Source organism: Mycobacterium sp. pW045, from assembly GCF_041287085.1.
Taxonomy (GTDB): domain Bacteria; phylum Actinomycetota; class Actinomycetes; order Mycobacteriales; family Mycobacteriaceae; genus Mycobacterium; species Mycobacterium algericum_A.
This window is the reverse complement of record NZ_JBGGKU010000006.1, coordinates 333,203-354,048: the sequence shown is the minus strand read 5'-3', so window position 1 is coordinate 354,048 and position 20,846 is coordinate 333,203. Positions and strand designations below refer to the sequence as shown.

The 20,846-nt window shown below is 68.0% G+C and carries 20 protein-coding genes; 12 read left to right on the top strand and 8 right to left on the bottom strand.

What is annotated here, in order from left to right; genetic code table 11:
- Positions 1-116 precede the first annotated feature (116 nt).
- Positions 117-917, bottom strand: coding sequence for a uracil-DNA glycosylase family protein (locus ACAG20_RS12655; RefSeq protein WP_370492753.1), 801 nt, complete (start codon positions 915-917; stop codon positions 117-119).
- Between the two features lie 292 nt (positions 918-1,209).
- Between ACAG20_RS12655 and ACAG20_RS12650 the strand changes: the two genes are divergently transcribed.
- The 6 genes from ACAG20_RS12650 to ACAG20_RS12625 all read left to right on the top strand — a co-directional run bounded on the left by ACAG20_RS12650 (position 1,210) and on the right by ACAG20_RS12625 (position 6,411).
- A complete protein-coding gene (locus ACAG20_RS12650; protein WP_370492752.1) occupies positions 1,210-1,425 on the top strand; it encodes a hypothetical protein in 216 nt (71 codons plus the stop codon).
- A gap of 1 nt (position 1,426) precedes the next feature.
- A complete protein-coding gene (locus tag ACAG20_RS12645) occupies positions 1,427-1,840 on the top strand; it encodes a HicB family toxin-antitoxin system (RefSeq protein WP_370492751.1) in 414 nt (137 codons plus the stop codon).
- 223 nt (positions 1,841-2,063) lie between these two features.
- The gene (locus ACAG20_RS12640; RefSeq protein ID WP_370492768.1) at positions 2,064-2,630 is read left to right on the top strand and encodes a dihydrofolate reductase family protein; all 567 of its coding nucleotides are present in this window, start codon (positions 2,064-2,066) and stop codon (positions 2,628-2,630) included.
- A 120-nt stretch (positions 2,631-2,750) separates the two neighbouring features.
- Positions 2,751-3,668: an LLM class F420-dependent oxidoreductase gene (locus tag ACAG20_RS12635; RefSeq protein ID WP_370492750.1), complete on the top strand. Its 918-nt coding sequence runs from the start codon at positions 2,751-2,753 to the stop codon at positions 3,666-3,668.
- 510 nt (positions 3,669-4,178) lie between these two features.
- Entirely contained in the window at positions 4,179-5,300 is a 1,122-nt protein-coding gene (locus tag ACAG20_RS12630) for a PPE family protein (protein ID WP_370492749.1), read from the top strand.
- Positions 5,301-5,316: 16 nt separating this feature from the next.
- Positions 5,317-6,411, top strand: a complete 1,095-nt coding sequence (locus ACAG20_RS12625; RefSeq protein WP_370492748.1) for a PPE family protein — start codon at positions 5,317-5,319, stop codon at positions 6,409-6,411.
- Positions 6,412-6,422: 11 nt separating this feature from the next.
- Here the strand turns inward: ACAG20_RS12625 and ACAG20_RS12620 are convergent, their stop codons facing one another.
- Positions 6,423-7,862, bottom strand: coding sequence for a DUF4185 domain-containing protein (locus ACAG20_RS12620; RefSeq protein ID WP_370492747.1), 1,440 nt, complete (start codon positions 7,860-7,862; stop codon positions 6,423-6,425).
- 140 nt (positions 7,863-8,002) lie between these two features.
- On the bottom strand, positions 8,003-8,887 hold the full coding sequence (locus ACAG20_RS12615; RefSeq protein ID WP_370492767.1) for an LLM class flavin-dependent oxidoreductase: 885 nt from the start codon (positions 8,885-8,887) through the stop codon (positions 8,003-8,005).
- Between the two features lie 58 nt (positions 8,888-8,945).
- On the opposite strand from ACAG20_RS12615, the gene ACAG20_RS12610 reads away from it, so the two are divergent.
- On the top strand, positions 8,946-9,335 hold the full coding sequence (locus ACAG20_RS12610) for a VOC family protein (RefSeq protein WP_112687512.1): 390 nt from the start codon (positions 8,946-8,948) through the stop codon (positions 9,333-9,335).
- Positions 9,336-9,425: 90 nt separating this feature from the next.
- Here ACAG20_RS12610 and ACAG20_RS12605 read toward each other — a convergent pair whose 3' ends face one another.
- The 5 genes from ACAG20_RS12605 to ACAG20_RS12585 form a co-directional block, all read right to left on the bottom strand.
- Positions 9,426-9,899 (bottom strand): RrF2 family transcriptional regulator, encoded by a 474-nt coding sequence (locus tag ACAG20_RS12605; protein WP_370492746.1) that lies wholly within the window; start codon positions 9,897-9,899, stop codon positions 9,426-9,428.
- 37 nt (positions 9,900-9,936) lie between these two features.
- Complete coding sequence (locus ACAG20_RS12600; protein ID WP_370492745.1) at positions 9,937-10,665, bottom strand: 3'(2'),5'-bisphosphate nucleotidase CysQ; 729 nt, start codon at positions 10,663-10,665, stop codon at positions 9,937-9,939.
- On the bottom strand, positions 10,662-12,515 hold the full coding sequence (gene cysC, locus ACAG20_RS12595) for an adenylyl-sulfate kinase (RefSeq protein ID WP_370492744.1): 1,854 nt from the start codon (positions 12,513-12,515) through the stop codon (positions 10,662-10,664). Before cysC ends, ACAG20_RS12600 begins: the two co-directional genes overlap by 4 nt.
- Entirely contained in the window at positions 12,515-13,453 is a 939-nt protein-coding gene (cysD, locus tag ACAG20_RS12590; RefSeq protein WP_370492743.1) for a sulfate adenylyltransferase subunit CysD, read from the bottom strand. The genes cysC and cysD overlap by 1 nt, the downstream gene beginning before the upstream one ends.
- Before the next feature lie 236 nt (positions 13,454-13,689).
- On the bottom strand, positions 13,690-14,181 hold the full coding sequence (locus ACAG20_RS12585; RefSeq protein WP_112687502.1) for a carbonic anhydrase: 492 nt from the start codon (positions 14,179-14,181) through the stop codon (positions 13,690-13,692).
- A gap of 107 nt (positions 14,182-14,288) precedes the next feature.
- On the opposite strand from ACAG20_RS12585, the gene ACAG20_RS12580 reads away from it, so the two are divergent.
- The 5 genes from ACAG20_RS12580 (at position 14,289) to ACAG20_RS12560 (ending at position 20,806) form a co-directional block, all read left to right on the top strand.
- Positions 14,289-15,128 (top strand): arginase family protein, encoded by an 840-nt coding sequence (locus tag ACAG20_RS12580; RefSeq protein ID WP_370492742.1) that lies wholly within the window; start codon positions 14,289-14,291, stop codon positions 15,126-15,128.
- 234 nt (positions 15,129-15,362) lie between these two features.
- On the top strand, positions 15,363-16,340 hold the full coding sequence (locus tag ACAG20_RS12575; protein ID WP_112687498.1) for an ABC transporter permease: 978 nt from the start codon (positions 15,363-15,365) through the stop codon (positions 16,338-16,340).
- Between the two features lie 49 nt (positions 16,341-16,389).
- On the top strand, positions 16,390-17,271 hold the full coding sequence (locus ACAG20_RS12570; protein ID WP_112687496.1) for an ABC transporter permease: 882 nt from the start codon (positions 16,390-16,392) through the stop codon (positions 17,269-17,271).
- Positions 17,268-19,097: a dipeptide ABC transporter ATP-binding protein gene (locus tag ACAG20_RS12565; RefSeq protein WP_370492741.1), complete on the top strand. Its 1,830-nt coding sequence runs from the start codon at positions 17,268-17,270 to the stop codon at positions 19,095-19,097. The genes ACAG20_RS12570 and ACAG20_RS12565 overlap by 4 nt, the downstream gene beginning before the upstream one ends.
- Positions 19,094-20,806, top strand: a complete 1,713-nt coding sequence (locus tag ACAG20_RS12560; RefSeq protein ID WP_370492740.1) for an ABC transporter family substrate-binding protein — start codon at positions 19,094-19,096, stop codon at positions 20,804-20,806. The genes ACAG20_RS12565 and ACAG20_RS12560 overlap by 4 nt, the downstream gene beginning before the upstream one ends.
- Positions 20,807-20,846 lie beyond the last annotated feature (40 nt).

Below are 20,846 nucleotides of genomic sequence, written 5' to 3'. Positions count from 1 at the left end.
TCGACACCCGCTGACGGTGCGGCCTGAACCTATTCCGATGTCCTGAGACACGCCATTCCTATGTCCTGGAACCACACACTGCCGGGGGCACCAGCGTTTTCGCAGCTCAACGCATGTTATTCGGCCGTCGCCTGCCTGCTCGTGAGCAACCTGGCTGACTCATCGTCGGCGACCTTTCGGTCGAGTTCACTGAAACGCCAATGCTTTCCTGGATACACGCCCGGCTCGCTGTGTGCGTGGTGAAGGTTGTTCATCTCCGCCGCCACCGCCGTCGGGGTCCGGCCCAGCCGGTTTGCGAGAGCTTGAACCTCAGGGTGCCTGGCGCTGAGCCTGCCGTGCTCGCGGTAGAGATCATCGACGGCGATCACATCGGCCTCGGTCCAGGGCAGTCGGGGCAGGACATCGCTCTCGAAACTCCACCGCAGCGCGCGAGCCAAGCTGGACACGTACTGGCGTTCGTAAGGCTCGCACTCTTCCTTTGGCAGCTGATTGCGTCGCCGTAGCGCTGCAGCCGGATGCAGGGCCAGCAGCAGGGCAGGATGATGCTTCTCGATCTGCTTATCCGGCGGGCTGAACGGCCATGGTAGTTCTGGCGCTTCGGGATACAGAGTCTGCAAAGCAGTCCCGGCGATCTTCCCGAGACAGATCGCGAGTTTGGGGCGGATGATGTCAAGTTCGTGCTCGAGCCGCGGGATTTCCGCATTGATGTCCTGCTGGGTCAGCCGATAGCCGCTGGGCGGGTGCCAGTCGACGACGTTGGTGGTGAACACCTCGTCCTTCGTTCGGCCGGCTTCCTTCAGGGCGCGGTCCAGTAACCGTCCACTTCCGCCGTCGAACGGGATCCCGGACTTCTGACGGCCGAGGCTCTCTCCAACGATTACCACGGGCGATGTTGGTGAACCCTTGATATCGGCCACGCTTCGGCTAATCACCGCTCGTTCTCCTTGTCTGCCAGATCGGCGGGCAGCGGCTGTGGATCAGTACAGTCCGCGGTCTCGTAGTTCTCTCGCGATTGCGGCATTTCGCTCGTGGAACGAATCCTGGTCATCTTCACAGACCCACCATGTCCACCACACCCGCGAAAGTACGTTTCGCCGCTGATCCGGCCGATCCGCACGCCGCGGCCGCTGACGCTCACGCCCTTTGCGCTGCATCGATCGATGTCTATCTCGATTGACTAGAAATCGTCTATGACGTTAGACTAATCTCGTGATTGCACCGGCACCCACGCGGGAAATCGTCCAACAACTCAAGCAGGCACGTTTCACGCCGCGCGACGGCAAAGGCAGTCACGCGACGTGGACCTGTCCGCATGGCAGCTACAGCATCCCGGTGCCCGACGGCCATCGGACCATCAGCCCGGACGTCCGTCGTCAACTCGACAACGCGATCAAGACCTGTTCCATCAACTGCAAGGAGGAATGACATGCACACCTACCAGGTCCATGTCACCCGCGACGACAGGTGGTGGATGATCGATGTTCCCGAACTCGACGGGTACGTCGGCGCTGACGGTGCGATCAACCTCGGCAGCACTACCCAGGCTCGCCGGCTCTCCGACGTGCCCCGCGAAGCGGTCGACTTCATCTGCACAGTGACAGACTCGGCGCCCTCCTCAGTGGGCGTGAAGATCACGATCAGAGTCGATGACATCGACGTCACAGCTGTAGCCGAGAAGGTGTCCCATGACCGGAAGCTAGCGGAGCAGCACGCCGCTGCCGCCCAGGCCCAAGCGCGGGCCCTTGCGCGCAATCTGGCGGCGCATGGTGTTGCCGTCCGCGACGTGGGCGAGGCGCTCGGCGTGTCGTTTCAGCGCGCCCAGCAATTGATCTCCACGTAGGTCCCGGGCACGCGAAGGGGTCCGCTCGGAGCCAGCGAGAGTACGGCGCCTGTCGGGTTACGACGACGGCGTTGTGGTGTGCCGCCGAGCTGAGTTCCAAGCCATGGACAAGCGCGGCCTCGATGTGTCGCCGCAAGATGTGGGCCGCGCGTGGATTCTTGTCAGTTGGTCCACCAGCTGTGGCATCGCGACAAATCTTGCCCTCCGGTGCACTCTGATCTGCATGGGCAAACTCATCTATGGCTTCAACGTGTCGGTGGACGGGTACATCGCCGACGCAGCAGGCAATATCGACTGGTCTGAGCCGAGCGAAGAACTCCACCAGTACTGGAATGACTTCGAGCGGGAGACCGCCCTGTCGTTCTACGGTCGGCGGCTCTACGAACTAATGTCCGCGTATTGGCCGACCGCCGACAAGGCCCCCGATGCCACCCCGTTGATCGTTGACTTCGCCCGCATCTGGCGTGACATGCCCAAGGTCGTGTTCTCACGCACCCTGGAATCCGTCGGCTGGAACGCACGCCTGGAACGCGGCGAACCGGTCGAGGTGGTGAGGAAGTTGAAAGCCGAAACCGACGGCATTCTGGAAGTGGCCGGCGCGACGCTGGCCGCACCCATCGTGCAGGCCGGACTGGTGGACGAATACCGGATCGTGATCGCGCCCACCGCCGTGGGCGGCGGCACCCCGTTCTTCCCGACGCTACCGTCATGGGTCTCGCTGCGACTGGTGGAGAACCGCTCCTTCCCGGGCGGGACGGTCCTGCTGCGCTACGAGGCCAAACGCGACTGACGGGCCCTGGCAATAGCGGCTTGCCGCTGCAGCCGGCGACCAACGCCGCTTGGAAATTCCCACTTCGCGCCCAGCGAAAACTTCCCCGGAGAAGCCCCCGCGCCCCCTAGGGTCGAACGAATGACGATTCGCCTTGGCTTCCAGATCCCCGATTTCTCTTACGGCACCGACGTTTCAAAGCTGTTCCCCACCGTCGTCGCCCAGGCCCAGGAGGCCGAGGCCGCCGGGTTCGACGCGGTGTTCGTGATGGATCACTTCTACCAACTGCCCATGCTGGGCTCCCCCGACCAGCCGATGCTCGAGGCCTACACCACCCTGGGTGCGCTGGCGACCGCGACCGAACGGGTCCAGCTGGGCACGCTGGTAACCGGCAACACCTACCGCAACCCGGCACTGTTGGCCAAGATCATCACCACCCTGGACGTCATCAGCTCCGGGCGGGCGGTGCTGGGTATCGGCACCGGATGGTTCGAGCTCGAACACGACCAGCTGGGTTTCGAGTTCGGCACCTTCACCGACCGGTTCAACCGGCTCGACGAGGCACTGGAGATCATCTTGCCGATGCTCAAGGGCGAACGGCCGACCTTCGAGGGCAAGTGGTACCGCGCCCGCGAGGCGATGGCCGAACCCCGCTTCCGCGACCACATTCCGCTGCTGATCGGTGGCAGCGGCGAGAAGAAGACCATCCCGCTGGCAGCACGGCACTTCGACCACCTCAACATCATCGCCGGCTTCGACGAGCTGCCCGCGAAAATGGCTGCGGTGCAGCGCAGCTGCGAGGCGATCGGCCGCGACCCGGCCACGCTGGAGACCACCATGTTGCTCACCGCGCTGGCCGGCCAGAACGTCAAGGCCGACCAGATTCCCGACGCGATGAGCCAGCGGATGGTGGCCGGCAGCCCCGAGTCGATCGCCGAGCAGGTCAAGACCAAGGTGCTCGACGCCGGTGTGGGCGGGGTGACGATGAACATCCCCGGTTACACCCCCGGCGTGATCGCTGACGTCGGCGCCGCGTTGCGCTCGGTGTTCGATGGCTGAGCGGGCCGCCGGGTCCGCCCGGCCAGTGAACACCCGGATCAGTGCGGCGCTCATCTGCCACACAGGCTTTTTTGCAGGCTGATTTTTAAACCCGGGGCGGTGTGCAACAGGGATGCCGCCCGCGCGGGGCGTGCCCGGAATTCAGCGCATCCTTGCAGGTAGCAGGGTGCTAGACCGCTTGACACCGCGCCTCGGCGATAAAGCCGCGCAGGCCGTTGCGGCCGTCTTGTCGTCGCAGGCGCCAAAGTCCCAAGGCGGGATTTCGCGCAGCCCGCGTCTAACGTCGTGGCTAACCAGAAAGCACTATCGAAAAGCGAGCATCCGATTCCCATGACAACACCGTTGGAATGCGAATTCCGGGCCGCCGGCGGAACCAGGCGATGTCGCCCGGTGCGTGACCGCCACGAATCAATTCGGTAGGCCCTAGCCCTTTTCGGCTGATCCTTCACACCTCGCCTGCCGATCTCACCGGCTGCGCATCACCCGATGCGATCGAGGAAGGCTTTGCTGATGCTGGATTTCGGGATTCTGCCGCCCGAGGTCATCTCGACCCAGATGTATACCGGACCCGGTTCGGGGCCGCTGCTGGCCTCGGCGGCGGCCTGGGATGCGTTGAGCGGACAACTGAATGCGTTCGCGCTGGGCTACTCGACCACGCTCACCGGGCTGCAGGATGAGGGCTGGACCGGCACCTCTTCCCAGGCGATGCTCGCCGCCGCAGCGCCCTACATCACCTGGGCGAGCCAGACCGCAACGCAAGCCGAGCAGGCCGCCACCCAGTCACGCGCCGCCGCAGCCGCCTACGAATCTGCCCGTGCGGCAACGGTTCCGCCGGCCGTCGTCACCACCAACCGCACACAGCTGGCAAATCTGGTGGCCACCAACATCTTCGGGCAGAACACCGCGTTGATCTCCGCCCTGGAAACCGCCTACGCCCAGATGTGGGCGCAAGACGCCGCGGCCATGCACGGCTACGCCACCGCGGCCTACACCGCAACCCAGCTGGCACCGTTCCAGGAACCGCCGCAGACCACCAACTCCGCCGCGGCCACCAGCCAGGCGCTGGCACCGGCCGCGGCACTCGGCACCGCTGCGGCCTCCCAGGGCAGCCAGTCGGCCGCCGACAGCGTGATCGACGGCGCGAGCACCTTCAACACGCTCAGCGGCCCGGTCGGTTTCGCCACCGCCATGAGCCGCACCGTGACCAACGCGGGCAGCTTCTTCACCGCCCTGGCCAAGGCAGTCGGCGGCTCGGCGCCCAAGGCCGCGGCCGCCGCGGTACCGGCGGCCCTTCCCGCCGCCGGCATGGCCTCGGCGGTACAGGCGGGGCCGGCGCTGGTGCGCAGCACCGCCAGTATGGGCACGGCCTCGCCGATCGGTCAGCTGTCGGTACCGAAGGCCTGGGCCGACACCGCGCCGATCGCCACCGCCAGCGAGGAGCCGCTGTTCCTGTCCGAAGCTGAGCTGGCCGCAACCGGCTCCTGGGAGGAGGCTCCGGCAAGCGGGATGATGGCCGCGCCGGCCGCGGCGATGGGAGCGGCGGCCGGTGGTGCCGGGCGCTCCACCGTCAGCAGCATCCTGCGGGTCGGGCCGAAGCGCTTCGCCATGCCGCGCCCCTCGGTCGGCGGATAACCGACAAGGACTCTCCATGGTGGATTTCGGGATGCTTCCTCCCGAGGTCAATTCGACCTTGATGTATTCGGGCCCCGGTTCGGGTCCGATGCTGGCCGCCGCGGCGAGCTGGGACGCCGTGGCCTGGCAGCTGGAATCGTTTGCGACCGGCTACTCCTCGACGCTGTCCGAACTGCACGGCCACGCCTGGTCCGGCGGCTCCGCCGAGGCGATGATCGCCGCCGCGATGCCCTATGTCACCTGGGCGTCGGCCACCGCGACGCTGGCCGAGCAAACCGCCAATCAGGCCCGTGCCGCCGCAGCCGCCTACGAAACCGCTTTCGCCGCAACGGTGCCACCACCCGTCGTCGCCGCCAACCGGGTCCAGCTGGCCACCCTGGTCGCCACCAACTTCTTCGGGCAGAACACCCCGGCGATCGCCGCCACCGAGGCCGCCTACGCCGCGATGTGGGCCCAGGACGCCACCGCGATGTACGCCTACGCGGCCGGCTCGTCGGCCGCGGCCACGCTGACACCGTTTCAGCGGCCTCAACAAACCACCAGCCCGGCAGCGCAATCCGTTCAGGCCGCGGCCGCCGCGCAAGCCACTGCCGCCGCCACGGCGACACCGTCGGACCCGATGGCCGCGCTGGTGTCCTCGACGGTCAGCACCACCGGCGCTTTCAACACCGTGGTCAACCCGGCGCGATTCACCGCCGACTCCATCCGCACGGCGGGTCAGATGGGCAACTGGATCATGGCGCTGCTACCGGCCGCCGCGTCGGCGGCCGCCAAGGCCCCGGCGGCCGCGGTTGCGGCAGGCCAATTCAGCGCCGGCGCACCGGCGTTGGTGCTGGCCAGGGTCGGCGGGGCCGCGCCGGTGGGCGGTTTGTCGGTGCCCTCGAGCTGGCCGGCGGCACCGGCGAACGTCGCGGCGGTGCAGCAGGTGCAACTGGCCGCAGCCACCCAGCCGTTGGCGTCATCGGAGGAACCGGGGCGTCCCGCGTCGTCGTCACGGCATCTGGCGCCCGCCGCCCCGGTGCGGGCCCTGGGCGCCGGCCGTAAGGGGTATCCGGTGCTGCGCATGCGCGACCGGCGCTACCGGATGCCGCGACCGGCGGTGGGCGGCTGAGGCAGGCGGGCTCAGCCCAGCACGGTGCGCATCAGCATCACGTCGTAGGCGTTCCACAGCGACAACGTGAAGTACACCTCTTTGCCGGTCGACCACGGGTGCACGTAGGGCGCGTAGATGCCGCCGGGGATCTGACCGGTCGGGATCAGCGTCTGCTCGGCGCTCCACGGGCCCTGCGGCGTCGGGGCGGTGCGGGCGACGACATCGTTGCCGCCGTTGCCGTATAGCGCCAGGTACTGCCGCAGGTAGGTGTTGTACTGCACCGACATCTCACCCACCGGGCCGGGAATCACCGGCGTCGCCGCAGCCGGGTTGTTCGGCACCCACGACCCGCTGTCGCCGTTCCAGTACTGGTACTTCGTGAGGTCGGGAATGGTGCGCTCGGGCACCCGCGACAGGTACGCCGAGCCGCCGCGGCCCGGGGGCGTCCCGTAGGCGTACAGGTAGCCGTCGCCCCCGCGCAGGAACGCACCCATCTGGAAGTTCTCGTTACCGGGGACGAAGCGCGCCCGGGGCACGTTCTCCGGCGACGTCGAACGCACCGTTCCCGGATAGACACCCCATGTCTCGCCGTTGTCGTTGGAGACCGCGATAGCCGAGTAGTTGGTGGACCATTCGCCGTCACGCCCCCACTGCTTGATGGACATGAAACTCATGTACTGGTTCCCGGCGATCCCGACGGCGGCGGTGGGGATCATGCCCTCCTGGTGCGGCGCCAGGTGGACCGCCGGCAGGATTTGCTTGGAGAAATTCGCTTGGCGCAGTGGCGAGCCCGAATACTTGTTGCCGATGCCGCCGGGCCCGACTGTGATGCCGTCGGCCAAATTGTTGTCCGGACTGCGCAACAGCACGTTCTGCCGCCACTGCTTTCCTTGGATGCGGCAATAGCCGAAGGTGTCGCCGAACGCGTAGAGAACTTGGCGGTTCGCGGGATCACCGTTATCCCAAGGGATTCCGAGGTCGGTGCCGGAGATGCCGAAGCGCTGCAGGGTTTGGTTGGGGCTGTTGGGCCCGGTCATCCACTCCACCAGCGAAGTCTGGGCGCCGGCAATGGCGCCCGCGGCGTCGGCGGTCGACAGCCCCGGATCTGCGCCGGCGTTCGGAACCGGCTGGACCGGTTGGGCGGCGTTCGGTGCGACCTGACCGTCTGGGGACGGCGCCGGCGGCACCACCGCGGCCTGCTGCCGTATGGCGCCGTTGGGGTTGATCAGTGCGGCGATCAGCGGGCCCAGCTTGGGCAGCGGCGCGCTGTCGTTGGTGCCGCGGGGCCGCCGCCCGCTCGGCAGCTGACCCGCGCCGGTCGTCGGCGAGCCCGGCGGCGGTTCGATGTTGGCCTCGGGCGCATTGCAGGTTGCCGCGTACGCCGGTGGGGCGAACTCGGCGGCGAGCACCATGCCGAGCACGACCGCCGGGATCATCGCGACCGAGACGATCGCACGCGTCGCCGACATGTCACACCTTTCCGGGACCGCTCCGGGCCTCGCCTGCTGCGACGATAGTTGCTGGTGAGACGGATGTGACTAGTGAGATATCGATAGAGACGCTTCCGTGACCGTGTCGCAACGGGTTTGCCCGCGGCGCCCCGGCAACCTCAGCGGTTGAACTCGGTCACCACTTCGGCCGCGCGCCGCAGCTGGTCAGCGTCGGAACTGGTGGGAATCAGGTGGATCTCGTCAGCACCCACCGATTCGAAGTTGCGCAGCACGGCGAGCAGCTCGTCCTCGCTGCCCGCCCAGCCGGTGGTCGGTGCCATGGCCTCGACGTACTCGGCGGGAATCCAGTTCATGTAGCGCACCAGGTGCTCGCGCACCTGGTGGCGCGCGGCGTCGGGTTCGCCCAGCGCGAACCAGAACGAGGTCGCCAGATACGGCTGAGCCTTGCCGGCCTCCCGCCAGGCCTGGCGGGCGACGTCGAACAACTCGTTCTGCTTGGCCACGTCGAGGTCCATGGTGATGCCGGCCAACCCTTCGGCCCAACTGGCCGCGCTGCGCAACGTCTTCGGGCCGATGGTGCCGACCACCAGCGGCGGCCCGCCGGGCTGCGCCGGCGCCGGCCCGACCGGCAGCACCGACTCGGTGGTCTTCTCCCCCGCCCAGACCCGTTTCATGATCGCGACCCGCTCGGCCATCTCCCGCATCGTCTGCGTCGCCGGGTCGGCACCGGCCGCGCGGTAGTCCTCGTGCCGGCCGCCCACACCGATGCCGACGGTGAGCCGCCCACCGCTGAGCAGATCCGCGGTGGCCAGTGCCTTGGCCAGCATGACCGGATCGTGCAGTTGCGGGACGATCACCGTCGTCACCAGCCGCACCCGGTCGGTCCAGGCCGCCAGCGCCCCCAGCAGGGTCAGGCTGTCCGGGTTGGTGAAAGCGATCCGCTCGCCCCAGGCCAGCGACGAGAACGGTCCCTCGTCGACGGCGCACGCCCAGTCCCGCAGCAGCGTCGCATCCAGATCGGGCTCCATCACCGGCATGGTCATTCCCACCTGCATGCCCGCGATTGTGGCATGCGCGCCGGCGGCGGCCGACACTTGAACCATGAGCATTTCCTTCAACCACACCATCGTCGCCGCCCACGACAAGCAGGCGTCGGCGGCCTTTCTGGCGGAGTTGTTCGGCCTGCCCGATCCCCAGCCGTTCGGCCACTTCATGGTCGTCGGGCTCGATCACGAGGCCAGCCTCGATTACGCCGAGGTGCCCGCCGACGAGGAGATCCGGCCGCAGCACTATGCGTTCCTGGTCTCCGAGGACGACTTCGACGCCATTTACGGCAAGATCACCTCGCGGGGGCTGGCGCACTGGGCCGACCCGCGCGGTGCGCGCCCCGGTGAGATCAATCGTCGCGACGGTGGGCGCGGGGTGTATTTCCGCGATCCCAGCGGTCATGCGATGGAAATCCTCACCCGCCCGTACGGCTCGGGGTCCTAGCCGGGCTGTCGGGCTGTCGGGCGAGCGTGCGTTGTTCCGGCCCCGGCACGGAGTGTCGGGCCGGGAACACGCACGCTCGCGCCGGGAAGGTCAGCTGCCGTGGCCGCGCTGGCGTTCCTGGGCGCGGTAGTCGGCGGCGAATTCCGCAACGTGGGCGGGCAGTTGCCCGGTGGCGACGTCGGACAGGCTGGTCTGCTCGAGCACCGACCGCATGCTGGCCCGCAACGCCCGCCACACATCGGTCAACGCGGCGGTGGGGCCGGCGTAGGGCAGATCGCCCAGGCCGATGTCGCGCACACTGGCCAGCGGGCCGTCGATACAGCGCAGCACGTCGGCGACGCTGATCTCGGATGCCGCGCGTGCCAGCTCGTAGCCGCCGTCACGGCCGCGCTGGCTGCGGACCAGCCGGTCGGTGCGCAGGTCGGACAGGATGTCGACGAGGAACTGGGGCGGAATGCCCTGGGCGGCGGCGATGTCGTCGGTTTTGACCAGGGTGCCGGCGTCGGCGGTGGCGAGCTGCACCATCGCCCGCACCGCGTACTCCGCCTTGGCCGACATCCGCATCCTGGCGATTCTGCCATCTGCGCTCGTCTCGGCGACGTCAGCCGATCGCGGCAAGCACCGCCTCGGCATATTCGGGCCGGCACACCACCAGATCGGGCAGCAGCGGGTCGGGCCGGTTGTAGACCAGCGGGGAGCCGTCGATGCGCGAGGTGTGCAGGCCAGCGACCCGGGCGACGGCCACCGGGGCCGCCGAGTCCCATTCGTACTGGCCGCCGGCGTGCACGTAGACGTCGGCGATGCCCTGGATGACCGCGGCGACCTTCGCCCCGGCCGATCCCATGGCCACGAGCTCGCCGTCGAGGTGAGCTCGCACCGCCTCGGCGACCGCCGGCGGGCGGCTGCGCGAGACCGCGATGCGCACCGGGCCGGGGTGCTCCGGTGGTGCGGCGACGGCCGGGGTGGCCAGCGTGATGCCGCGGGCCGGCAGCGCGACCGCGCCGGCGGTCAGCTCCCCGCCCTGCCACAGCGCGACGTGCACGGCCCAGTCGTCGCGGTCGAGTTCGGAGAATTCCCGCGTGCCGTCGAGCGGATCGACGATCCACACCCGGTCGGCCTGCAGCCGCGCCGGGTTGTCGGCACCCTCCTCGGACAGCACCGCATCCGCCGGGCGTTCGGTGGCCAGCGCGGTCATCAGGTAGTCGTGCGAGCGCTTGTCGCCAGCCGCTTTACGCTCGGCTTGCGGCGCGTCGGCCAGTTCGTCGCGGACGGTCAGCAGCAATCGTCCGGCGTCGGTGGCGAGCTGGGTGGCCAGCTGGTGATCGTTCATGTTCGGGCGTCGATCGCCGCAATGACCTGGCGGGCCTGTTCGTCGACGTCATCGTCGGGTGTCAGCCGCACATCGGGATTCCGCGGCCGCTGATACGGGCTGTCGATGCCGGTGAAGTGGGTGATGAGGCCCGCGCGCGCTTTTGCGTACAGCCCCTTGGGGTCTCGTTGCTCGCAGTCTTCCAGCGGGGTGTCGCAGAACACTTCGATGAATTCGAAACCGGCGTCGGTGTGGACCTGCCGGGCCAGCTGGCGGTGCTCGATCAGCGGGCTGATCGCCGGCACCAGCACGATCTGGCCGGAATCGGCCAGCAGTGTTGCCACGTGCGCGAGCCGACGCAGGTTCTCGGCGCGGTCGGCCATCGAGAAGCCGAGATCGGCGTTGAGGCCGTGCCGCAGGTTATCGCCGTCGAGAACGTAGGCGGGCGTTCCCCTTTCGAGCAGCAGCTGCTCGACGCGCATGGCCACCGAGGACTTGCCCGCGCCGGACAGTCCGGTCAACCACACCGTGCGCCCCTTCGACAACCGGTCGGCCGCGGTGACCAGCGACTCGTGACGCACCGTGTTCGGACTGGGCGTGCGCCCCGAGACGTCGCGCAGCACCATGCCGGCCGCGACCGTTCCGTTGGTGGACTGGTCGATGAGGATGAACGACCCGGTGGCGTCGTTGTGGCTGAACTCGTCGAGCATCAGCGGGACCTGGGCGCGCAGCGAGACCCGGCCGAGTTCGTTGAGCTGCAGCGCGTTCGCCTCCTTGTCCCGGTGCAGGGTGTTGACGTCGAGGCGGTAGTCCAGTGCCATCACCTTCACCCGGGTGGTGCGGGTGGTGTGCTTGATGATGTAGTCGTTGCCGGGCTGCAGCGTCGCCCCGTCGGCCATCCAGCACACGGTGGCGTCGAAATCCTGCACGATCCGCGGCTGGTTGTTGGTGCGGGCGATCATGTCGCCACGGGAGATGTCGATGTCGTCTTCGAGACTGACCGAGACCGCCATCGGCGGAAATGCTTCGCCCACTGGGCCGTTGGGGCCCTCGATCGCCGCGACCCGGCTCGGTTTCCCGGACGGCAGCACCACCACGTCGTCGCCGGGACGCAGTACGCCGCTGGCGACCGTGCCGGCGTAGCTGCGGTGATCGGCGTGCTCGTGGGTCTGCGGGCGGATCACGTACTGCACCGGGAAGCGCACGTCGACCAGGTTGCGATCACCGGCGATGTAGACGTCTTCCAGATGCGACAACAGCGACGGGCCCTCGTAGTAGGGCGTCTTGTCGGACTTGGTCACCACGTTGTCGCCGAGCAGCGCCGAGATCGGGATGGTCGTCACATCGTGCACGTCCAGCCGGGTGGCAAACGAATGGAAGTCATCGCGGATCGCCTCGAATTTGCCCGCGTCCCAGTCGATCAGATCCATTTTGTTGACGGCCAGCACGATGTGGCGGATGCCCAGCAGCGACGCCAGGAAGGTGTGCCGGCGCGACTGCTCCTGCAGTCCGTGGCGCGCGTCGACGAGCACGATCGCCAGCTGAGCGGTCGAGGCACCGGTCACCATGTTGCGGGTGTACTGGATGTGACCCGGAGTGTCGGCGATGATGAATTTCCGCTTGGGCGTGGCGAAGTAACGGTAGGCCACGTCGATGGTGATGCCCTGCTCGCGCTCGGCGCGCAGCCCGTCGGTGACCAGGGCCAGATCGGTGTAGTCGTGGCCGCGCTCCCGGGAGGTGCGCTCCACCGAGGCCAACTGGTCCTCCATGACGGCCTTGGAGTCAAACAGCAACCGCCCGATCAGGGTGGACTTGCCGTCGTCGACCGATCCGGCCGTCGCGATACGAAGCAGCGTGGTGGCCGCGCTCATCAGAAATACCCCTGCCGCTTGCGGTCTTCCATGCCTGCCTCGGAGATCCGGTCGTCCGCGCGGGTGGCGCCGCGCTCGGTCAACCGCGATACCGCCGTCTCGGCGATGACGTCCTCGACGGTCGCCGCAGTGGACTCCACACAGCCGGTGCAGGTGACGTCGCCGACGGTGCGGAAGCGCACCATGGCCTCGAACACGTCCTCGCCGTTGGCGGGGCGCAGGAACTCGTGGTCGGCCAGCAGCATGCCGTCGCGGCGGAAGACTTTGCGCTGATGGGCGAAATAGATTGAGGGCAAGAGGATCTCCTCGGCGCCGATGTAGGACCAGATGTCGAATTCGGTCCAGTTCGACAGCGGGAACACCCGGATGTGCTCGCCGGGCCGATGCCGCCCGTTGTAGAGGTTCCACAACTCGGGTCGCTGCGCCTTGGGGTCCCACTGGCCGAACTCGTCGCGGAAGCTGAACACCCGCTCCTTGGCGCGGGCCTTCTCCTCGTCGCGGCGGGCGCCGCCGAACGCGGCGTCGAACTTGTTCTCCCGGATGGCGCGCAGCAGGGTGACGGTCTGCAGTGGGTTGCGCGACGGCCCGTCGTCGACCACCCGTCCGGCGTCGATGTCGTCTTGGACGCTGGCCACCACCAGTCGCACGCCGGTGCGGGCGACCAGCTCATCACGCGCGGCGATGACCTCGTCGAAGTTGTGGCCGGTGTCGACGTGCATCACCGGGAACGGCAGCCTGCCCGGCGCGAACGCCTTGACCGCCAGGTGCAGCATCACGATGGAGTCCTTGCCGCCGGAGAACAGCAGCACCGGCCGCTCGAACTCCGCGGCGACCTCCCGGATGATGTGGATGGCCTCGGCCTCCAGGGTGCGCAGATGCGTCAGCTGATACCGCCCGGGCGTGGACGGCTCCGAGGGCGCGGTGATGTTGCTGGTCATGGGCTCCTCGCCGGAGATATCCGATAATCTTGGTGAGACTTACCAAGATTAGTTGGTTATAGTGGGGTATGTAACCAGGCCGGCGGGCACGCTGTCAATGTGATCCGCGCACCCGCGCCCGTTTTCGGCGCGAGCGTGCGTGTTTGTCCGCCGACACGCCTATAACGGCGTACATCTGCGCACCCTGGCCGGCAGCGGTGACCCTGGCGGCCGCGGCGAAAGGCGGCGCGACCGGGCTACAGCGTGACTTCGCCGAGCTTGCCGGTGGCGACGTCGAAGACGAAGCCGCGCAGCGAGGTCGTCTGGGTGATGAACGGGCTGGCTTTGACCCGGCGTAGCGACTGCTTGACGTCCTCGGCCGGATCCGGGAACGCCTCGGGCGCCCAGCCCGGCCGGATACCGGTCTCCTCCAGGATCGAACGCTTGAACTCGTCGTCGGTGAAGGTGAGCATCCCGCAGTCGGTGTGGTGGATCAGGATGATCTCCCGGGTGCCCAGCAGTTTCTGGCTGATGGCCAGCGACCTGATGGTGTCCTCGGTGATGACGCCGCCGGCGTTGCGGATCGCATGCGCTTCACCTTCGTTGATCCCCAGCACCCGGTAGACATCCAGCCGGGCGTCCATACAGGCGACGATCGCCACGTGCTTACTCGGCGGCATGGGCAGCGGACCTTTGAAGGTCTTCGCGTACTCCGCGTTGTTGGCCAGGTAGTCGTCGGTGACGGTCACGGGGTTCTCCCTCTGTTGCGGTCTGATGACTGAGACTAATCAATGGGTGCTTTCCGGAAGCGCCTTTCTTTCCGGCCGCGGCCCCGAGGCCTCAGTACCTTGGGGTCATGAGAATCCATGCTGTCCCCCAGTTCCAAGGTGCGATGACTCCGCGCGCACCGGGGCTGCCGGACGGCTGCCGAGCGTTGGCCGAGCTGGCCGGACGCGTCCTCGACGTGCCCGTGATCACGGTCGAGCAGTCCGCCGAGACCTCCCCACGCGAAGACGGTGTGAGCAACCGGGCGATTCTCACCGGCCCGAACTTGGCTGCCCAGCGCGCGGCGATCGCCGGTGTCGACGGGGCGCTCCTGACGATCGGCGGCGACTGCGGCGTCGAGTTCGAGCCGATCCGGGTGATGCGCGAGCGCTTCGGTGCCGGCCTGGGCGTCGCCTGGTTCGACGCTCATCCGGACTTGAAGACCCCAGAGGCCGCCCACGACGGTGCCTACCATGCAATGGTGCTGGCCGGTCTGCTCGGCGAGAGCGATCCGGCGTTGACCGCTGCGCCGCCGGTCGACCGCGACAAGGTCGCACTGGTCGGGGCACGGGCCGCGATCCCGGCGGAAAAGGACATGATCGCCCGAGGCATGGGCACCGAGACCGAGGATCCGGCCGCGGTGCTGGCCGACGCCACGCACGTCTACGTACACGTCGACGTCGACGTGCTCGACCCGAGCCAGTTCCAGGGCCACAACATGCCCGAGCCCGACGGGCTGACCATCGACCGCCTAGTCGAGATGCTGAGCTCCTTGCGCGGACTCAACGTGGTCGGCGCCGGGATCACCGAATGCGTCGGTAGCCCCGCCGAGGTCGAAGTCCTCACTCCGGTGATCGCTGCCCTCGGCGCCCTGCTGCGCCCACAGGCGGGCAGCCCGGACTCCTCGACGCCCGCCCCGGCTGGCCGTTGAGCGGGATGAAGCGGTCCGGCTGCGGCCAAACCCACAGAAAAGCCGGAGGCGCCAATCAACGAGCGCCGAGATTCCACGGGTAAAAATCATTCGAATCGATGATCCGACAGCGCCTCTCACGTCGCGAGCGAGCGTAAACCCGACGATTCCCACGGCGCGTCGGCCGGGGACACGCACGTTGGCGGGAATGAGGCGTCCGGCGCGCTCGCCCCAGAGGGCTCTACCCTTTTGGCCATGATGCGGTTTCTGGCCGGCCGGGCGCTGAACTACCTGGTGCTGCTGGGCCTCGCGTCATTTCTGACGTTCTGCCTGACCTCGCTGGCGTTCGCCCCGCTGGACAGCCTGATGCAGCGCAACCCGCGCCCGCCGCAGGCGGTCATCGACGCCAAGGCCGCCGAACTGGGCCTGGACAAGCCGATTCCGCTGCGCTACGCGCACTGGGCCTCGCATGCCGTTCGCGGCGATTTCGGTGTCACCGTCACCGGCCAACCGGTCTCCGACGAGCTGGGCCGGCGCATCGGGGTGAGCCTGCGATTGCTGGTGGTCGGTTCGCTGGCGGGCACGGTGATCGGGGTGGTGGCCGGCGCCTGGGGGGCGGTGCGCCAGTATCGGCTCTCTGACCGGGTCATCACAATGGCGGCGCTGCTGGTGCTGTCGGTGCCCACGTTCGTGCTGGCCAACCTGGTGATCCTGGGCGCGCTACGGGTGAACTGGGCGCTGGGTGCGCAACTGTTCGACTACACCGGCGAGACGTCCCCCGGGCTGGTCACCGGCTTCTGGCCCGGACTGGTCGATCGCTTGCAGCACCTGGTGTTGCCGTCGCTGACGCTGGCGCTGGGGGCGGCGGCGAGCTTCAGCCGCTATCAGCGCAACGCGATGCTCGACGTGCTCGGCCAGGACTTCATCCGCACCGCGCGCGCCAAGGGGCTGACCCGGCGCCGCGCGTTGTTCAAACATGGGCTGCGCACCGCGCTGATCCCGATGGCCACCCTGTTCGCCTACGGGGTGGCCGGCCTGGTCACCGGCGCGGTGTTCGTGGAGAAGATCTTCGGCTGGCACGGCATGGGCGAATGGGTGGTGCAAGGCGTCGCCACCCAGGACACCAATATCGTCGCGGCGATCACGGTGTTCTCCGGTGCGGTGGTGCTGCTGGCCGGGCTGCTCTCCGATGTCATCTATGCGCTGCTGGATCCGCGGGTGCGGGTGTCATGAGCCGCGCCGCCGACGATGCAGAGCGCAGCGATGGGGAGGAGCGGCGCCAATGAGCACCGAGATCACGTTCGCCTCCCGGCGCACCCTGGTGCTGCGTCGATTCCTGCGCAGCCGCACCGCCGTCGCCGCGCTGGCGCTGCTGGCGGTGATGTTCGTCGGCTGCTACACACTGCCGGGACTGCTGCCCTACTCCTACACCGATCTGGACTACGACGCGCTGCTGGTGCCGCCGGGCGCCGAGCACTGGCTGGGCACCAACGCTCTGGGCCAGGACCTGCTGGCCCAGATCCTGCGCGGCATGCAGAAGTCGATGCTGATCGGAGTATGCGTGGCGCTGATCTCCACGGTGATCGCCGCGACGGTCGGGGCGATCTCGGGATATTTCGGCGGCTGGCGCGACCGGGTGCTGATGTGGCTGGTGGACCTGCTGCTGGTGGTGCCGGCGTTCATCCTGATCGCGATCATCACCCCGCGCACCAAGAACAGCGGCAACATCGCGCTGCTGGTGCTGCTGCTGGCCGGGTTCAGCTGGATGATCAGCGCCCGCATGGTGCGCGGGCTCACGATGAGCCTGCGGGAACGTGAATTCATCCGCGCCGCACGATATATGGGTGTTTCCAGCCGGCGCATCATCATCGACCACATCGTGCCCAACGTGGCGTCCATCCTGATCATCGACACCGCGCTCAACGTCGCGGTGGCGATCCTGGCCGAAACCGGCTTGAGCTACCTGGGTTTCGGCATCCAGCCGCCCGACGTGTCGTTGGGAACCCTGATCGCCGACGGCACCGCCTCGGCCATCACCTTCCCGTGGGTGTTCCTGTTCCCGGCCGGGGTGCTGATCACGATCCTGGTCTGCGCCAACCTCGCCGGCGACGGCCTGCGTGACGCGCTCGACCCCGACGCCGCCAGCTTGCGGGGCCGCCGATGAGCGCCCTGCTAGAGGTCTCCGACCTGGCCGTGACGTTCGGCGCCGGCCGCGACGCGGTACATGCGGTGCGCGGCATCAGCTATCGGGTGGATCCCGGCGAAGTCGTGGCGATGGTCGGCGAATCGGGTTCGGGCAAGTCCGCGGCGGCGATGGCGGTGATGGGGTTGCTGCCCGAACACGCGCAGGTGTCCGGTTCGGTGCGGCTGGCCGGTACGCAGCTGCTCGGGTTGGGCGACACCGCGATGTCGAAGATCCGCGGCGCCTCGATCGGCATGGTGTTCCAGGATCCGATGTCGGCGCTGACGCCGGTCTACACCGTGGGTGATCAGATCGCCGAGGCCATCGAGGTGCATCAGCCTCGGATCGGGCGGGCCGCGGCGCGCCGGCGCGCGGTGGAGCTGCTGGAGTTGGTGGGTATCTCACGGCCTGAGCAGCGGGCGCGGGCCTTCCCGCACGAGCTCTCCGGCGGGGAGCGCCAGCGGGTGGTGATCGCGATCGCGATCTGCTGTGACCCGGACCTGTTGATCTGCGACGAGCCCACCACCGCACTGGATGTCACGGTGCAGGCCCAGATCCTCGAGGTGCTCAAGACCGCCCGTGATGTGACCGGCGCCGGGGTGCTGATCATCACCCACGACCTGGGGGTGGTGGCCGAGTTCGCCGACCGGGCGCTGGTGATGTACGCCGGGCGGGTGGTGGAAGCCGCACCGGTGGCAGCGTTGTACGCCGACCGGCGGATGCCCTACACGGTGGGGCTGTTGGGCTCAGTGCCGCGCCTGGATGCGCCGCAGGGCACCCGGCTGGTGCCGATCCCGGGTGCGCCGCCGTCGCTGGCCGACATCGAGCCGGGCTGTCCGTTCGCGCCGCGCTGCCCGCTGGTGACCGACGAATGCCGGGCGCAGGAACCGGAGCTGTTGACCGTCGGGGCATCTCATAGCGCCGCCTGCATCCACACCGATCAGGTGACCGGGCGCAGTGCTGCCGACATCTATCGCGTACCCACCGCGGTCGCCTCACCCGCTGTCACGGATTCGGCGACGGTGCTGCGGGTGCGCGACCTGGTCAAGACCTACCCGCTGACCAAGGGGGTGTTGCGCCGCCGGGTCGGTGAGGTCCGGGCCGTCTCTCGTGTCAGCTTCGCCTTGCAGCAGGGCCGCACCCTGGGGATCGTCGGCGAATCCGGCTCGGGCAAATCCACCACGTTGCATCAGGTGCTGGAACTGGCCGCCCCCCAGGCGGGTTCGATCGAGGTGCTCGGCAGTGATGTCGCGGCGTTGACACGCGACGGCCGCCGCGCGCTGCGCCGCGATCTGCAGGTGGTGTTCCAGGATCCGGTGGCCTCGCTGGATCCGCGGCTGCCGGTCTTCGAGGTGCTGGCCGAGCCGTTGCGCGCCAACGGGTTCGACAAGGCCGCGACCCATGCCCGGGTGGCCGAGCTGCTGGAACTGGTGGGGCTGCGCCGTGGCGATGCGCTGCGGTACCCGGCGGAGTTCTCCGGCGGTCAGAAACAGCGGATCGGGATCGCCCGGGCGCTGGCGTTGCAGCCGAAGATCCTGGCGCTCGATGAGCCGGTGTCGGCGCTGGACGTGTCGATTCAGGCCGGGATCATCAACCTGCTGCTGGATCTGCAGCAGCAGTTCGGGCTGTCGTATCTGTTCGTCTCGCATGATCTGTCGGTGGTCAAACACCTGGCGCACCAGGTGGCGGTGATGTTCGCCGGGACGATCGTCGAGCAGGGTGATGCCGAGCAGGTATTCGCCCGGCCCGAACACGACTACACCCGCCGGCTGCTGGCCGCGGTCCCCCAGCCGGTGGTGCGCTCATGACTCCGGCGTTGAGGCTGCGCTCATGGCGAGGTTTTGCGAGAAGGGCACGCCCTGGACGCAGTGTCAACGTGGCAGTAACGCTGACGCTCGCCTTGAGCGGGTGCGCCGCGGTGGATATCACCGCCCCCGAGGGCGTCTCGGCAGTGGGCAGCGCCAGCGACATCAACCCGCAGGACCCGGCCACCCTGCGCGACGGCGGCAGCCTGCGGCTGTCGATGAGCCAGTTCCCGCCGAACTTCAACCCGTTGCACATCGACGGCAACCTCGCCGAGAACGCCGCCATGCTCAAGGCCACCATGCCGCGGGCGTTCATTATCGGCCCGGATGGCTCGGCGACGGTGGACACCGACTACTTCACCAGTGTGGAACTGACCGGCACCAACCCGCAGGTGGTCACCTACACCATCAACCCGAAAGCCACGTGGAGCGACGGGACACCGCTGTCCTGGAATGACATCGCCAGCCAGATCCACGCCACCAGCGGCGCCGATCCCGGCTATGCGATCGCCACCACCAACGGCGCCGAACGGGTCGCCTCGGTCACCCGCGGCGTCGACGACCGCCAAGCCGTGGTGCGGTTCGCCAAGCCGTACGCGGAGTGGCGCGGCATGTTCGCCGGCAACTCGATGCTGCTGCCGGCGGGCATGACCGCCGACCCGGAGACCTTCAACAAGGCGCAGCTGCAAAGCCCCGGGCCGTCTGCCGGGCCGTTCAAGCTGGCCACCCTGGACCGCACCAGCCAGCGGATCACCTTGGTGCGCAACCCCGATTGGTGGGGCCGCACGCCGAAGCTGGACACCATCAACTACCTGGTGCTCGACGAGTCCGCGCGGATGCCGGCGCTGCAGAACCACACCATCGACGCCGCCGGGGTGGCCACCCTGGACCAGTTGACGATCGCCCGGCGCACCGAGGGCATCGCGATCCGCCGCGCGCCGACCCCGGCGTGGAACCACTTCACCTTCAACGGTGCGCCGGGGGCGATCCTGTCCGACAAGGCGTTGCGGCTGGCGGTGATGCGCGGTATCGATCGGACCACGATCGCCAAGGTGACCCAGCGCGGCCTGACGTCGGACCCGGTGCCGCTGAACAATCACATCTACGTCGCCGGCCAGGAGGGCTACCAGGACAACTCCGGCGTGGTGGCCTACGACCCGCAGCGTGCCGCGCGAGAACTCGATGAGCTGGGCTGGAAGCTAAATGGGAAGTTCCGGGAGAAGGACGGTCGCCCGCTGGTGATCCGGCACCTGTTCTACGACGCGTCGAGTACCCGGCAGTTCGCCCAGGTGGCACAACACAATCTGGCCCAAATCGGAGTGAAGCTGCAGCTGGACGCCAAAGCCGGCGGCGGGTTCTTCACCGACTACGTCAATGTCGGCGACTTCGACATCGCCCAGTTCAGTTGGGTCGGTGACGCTTTCCCGCTGGCGGGGCTGAACCAGATCTCGGCCTCCTACGGGGAGGCCAACTTCGGCAAGATCGGCAGCCCGCAGATCGACGCCAAGATCGAGGAGACGCTGCAGGCATTGGATCCGGCGGCGGCCCGCGCCCGTGCCAATGAGGTCGACGAGCTGCTGTGGGCCGAGGGTTTCAGCCTGCCGTTGATTCAAACGACCGGCAATGTGGCGGTGCGCAGTTCGCTGGCGAACTTCGGGGCGCCGGGGCTGGCGGATCTGGATTACACGGCGATCGGGTTCATGAAGGACTGATGTGCCGGGCCGTCGCCCGGCTCACCGAACGGCGAACATC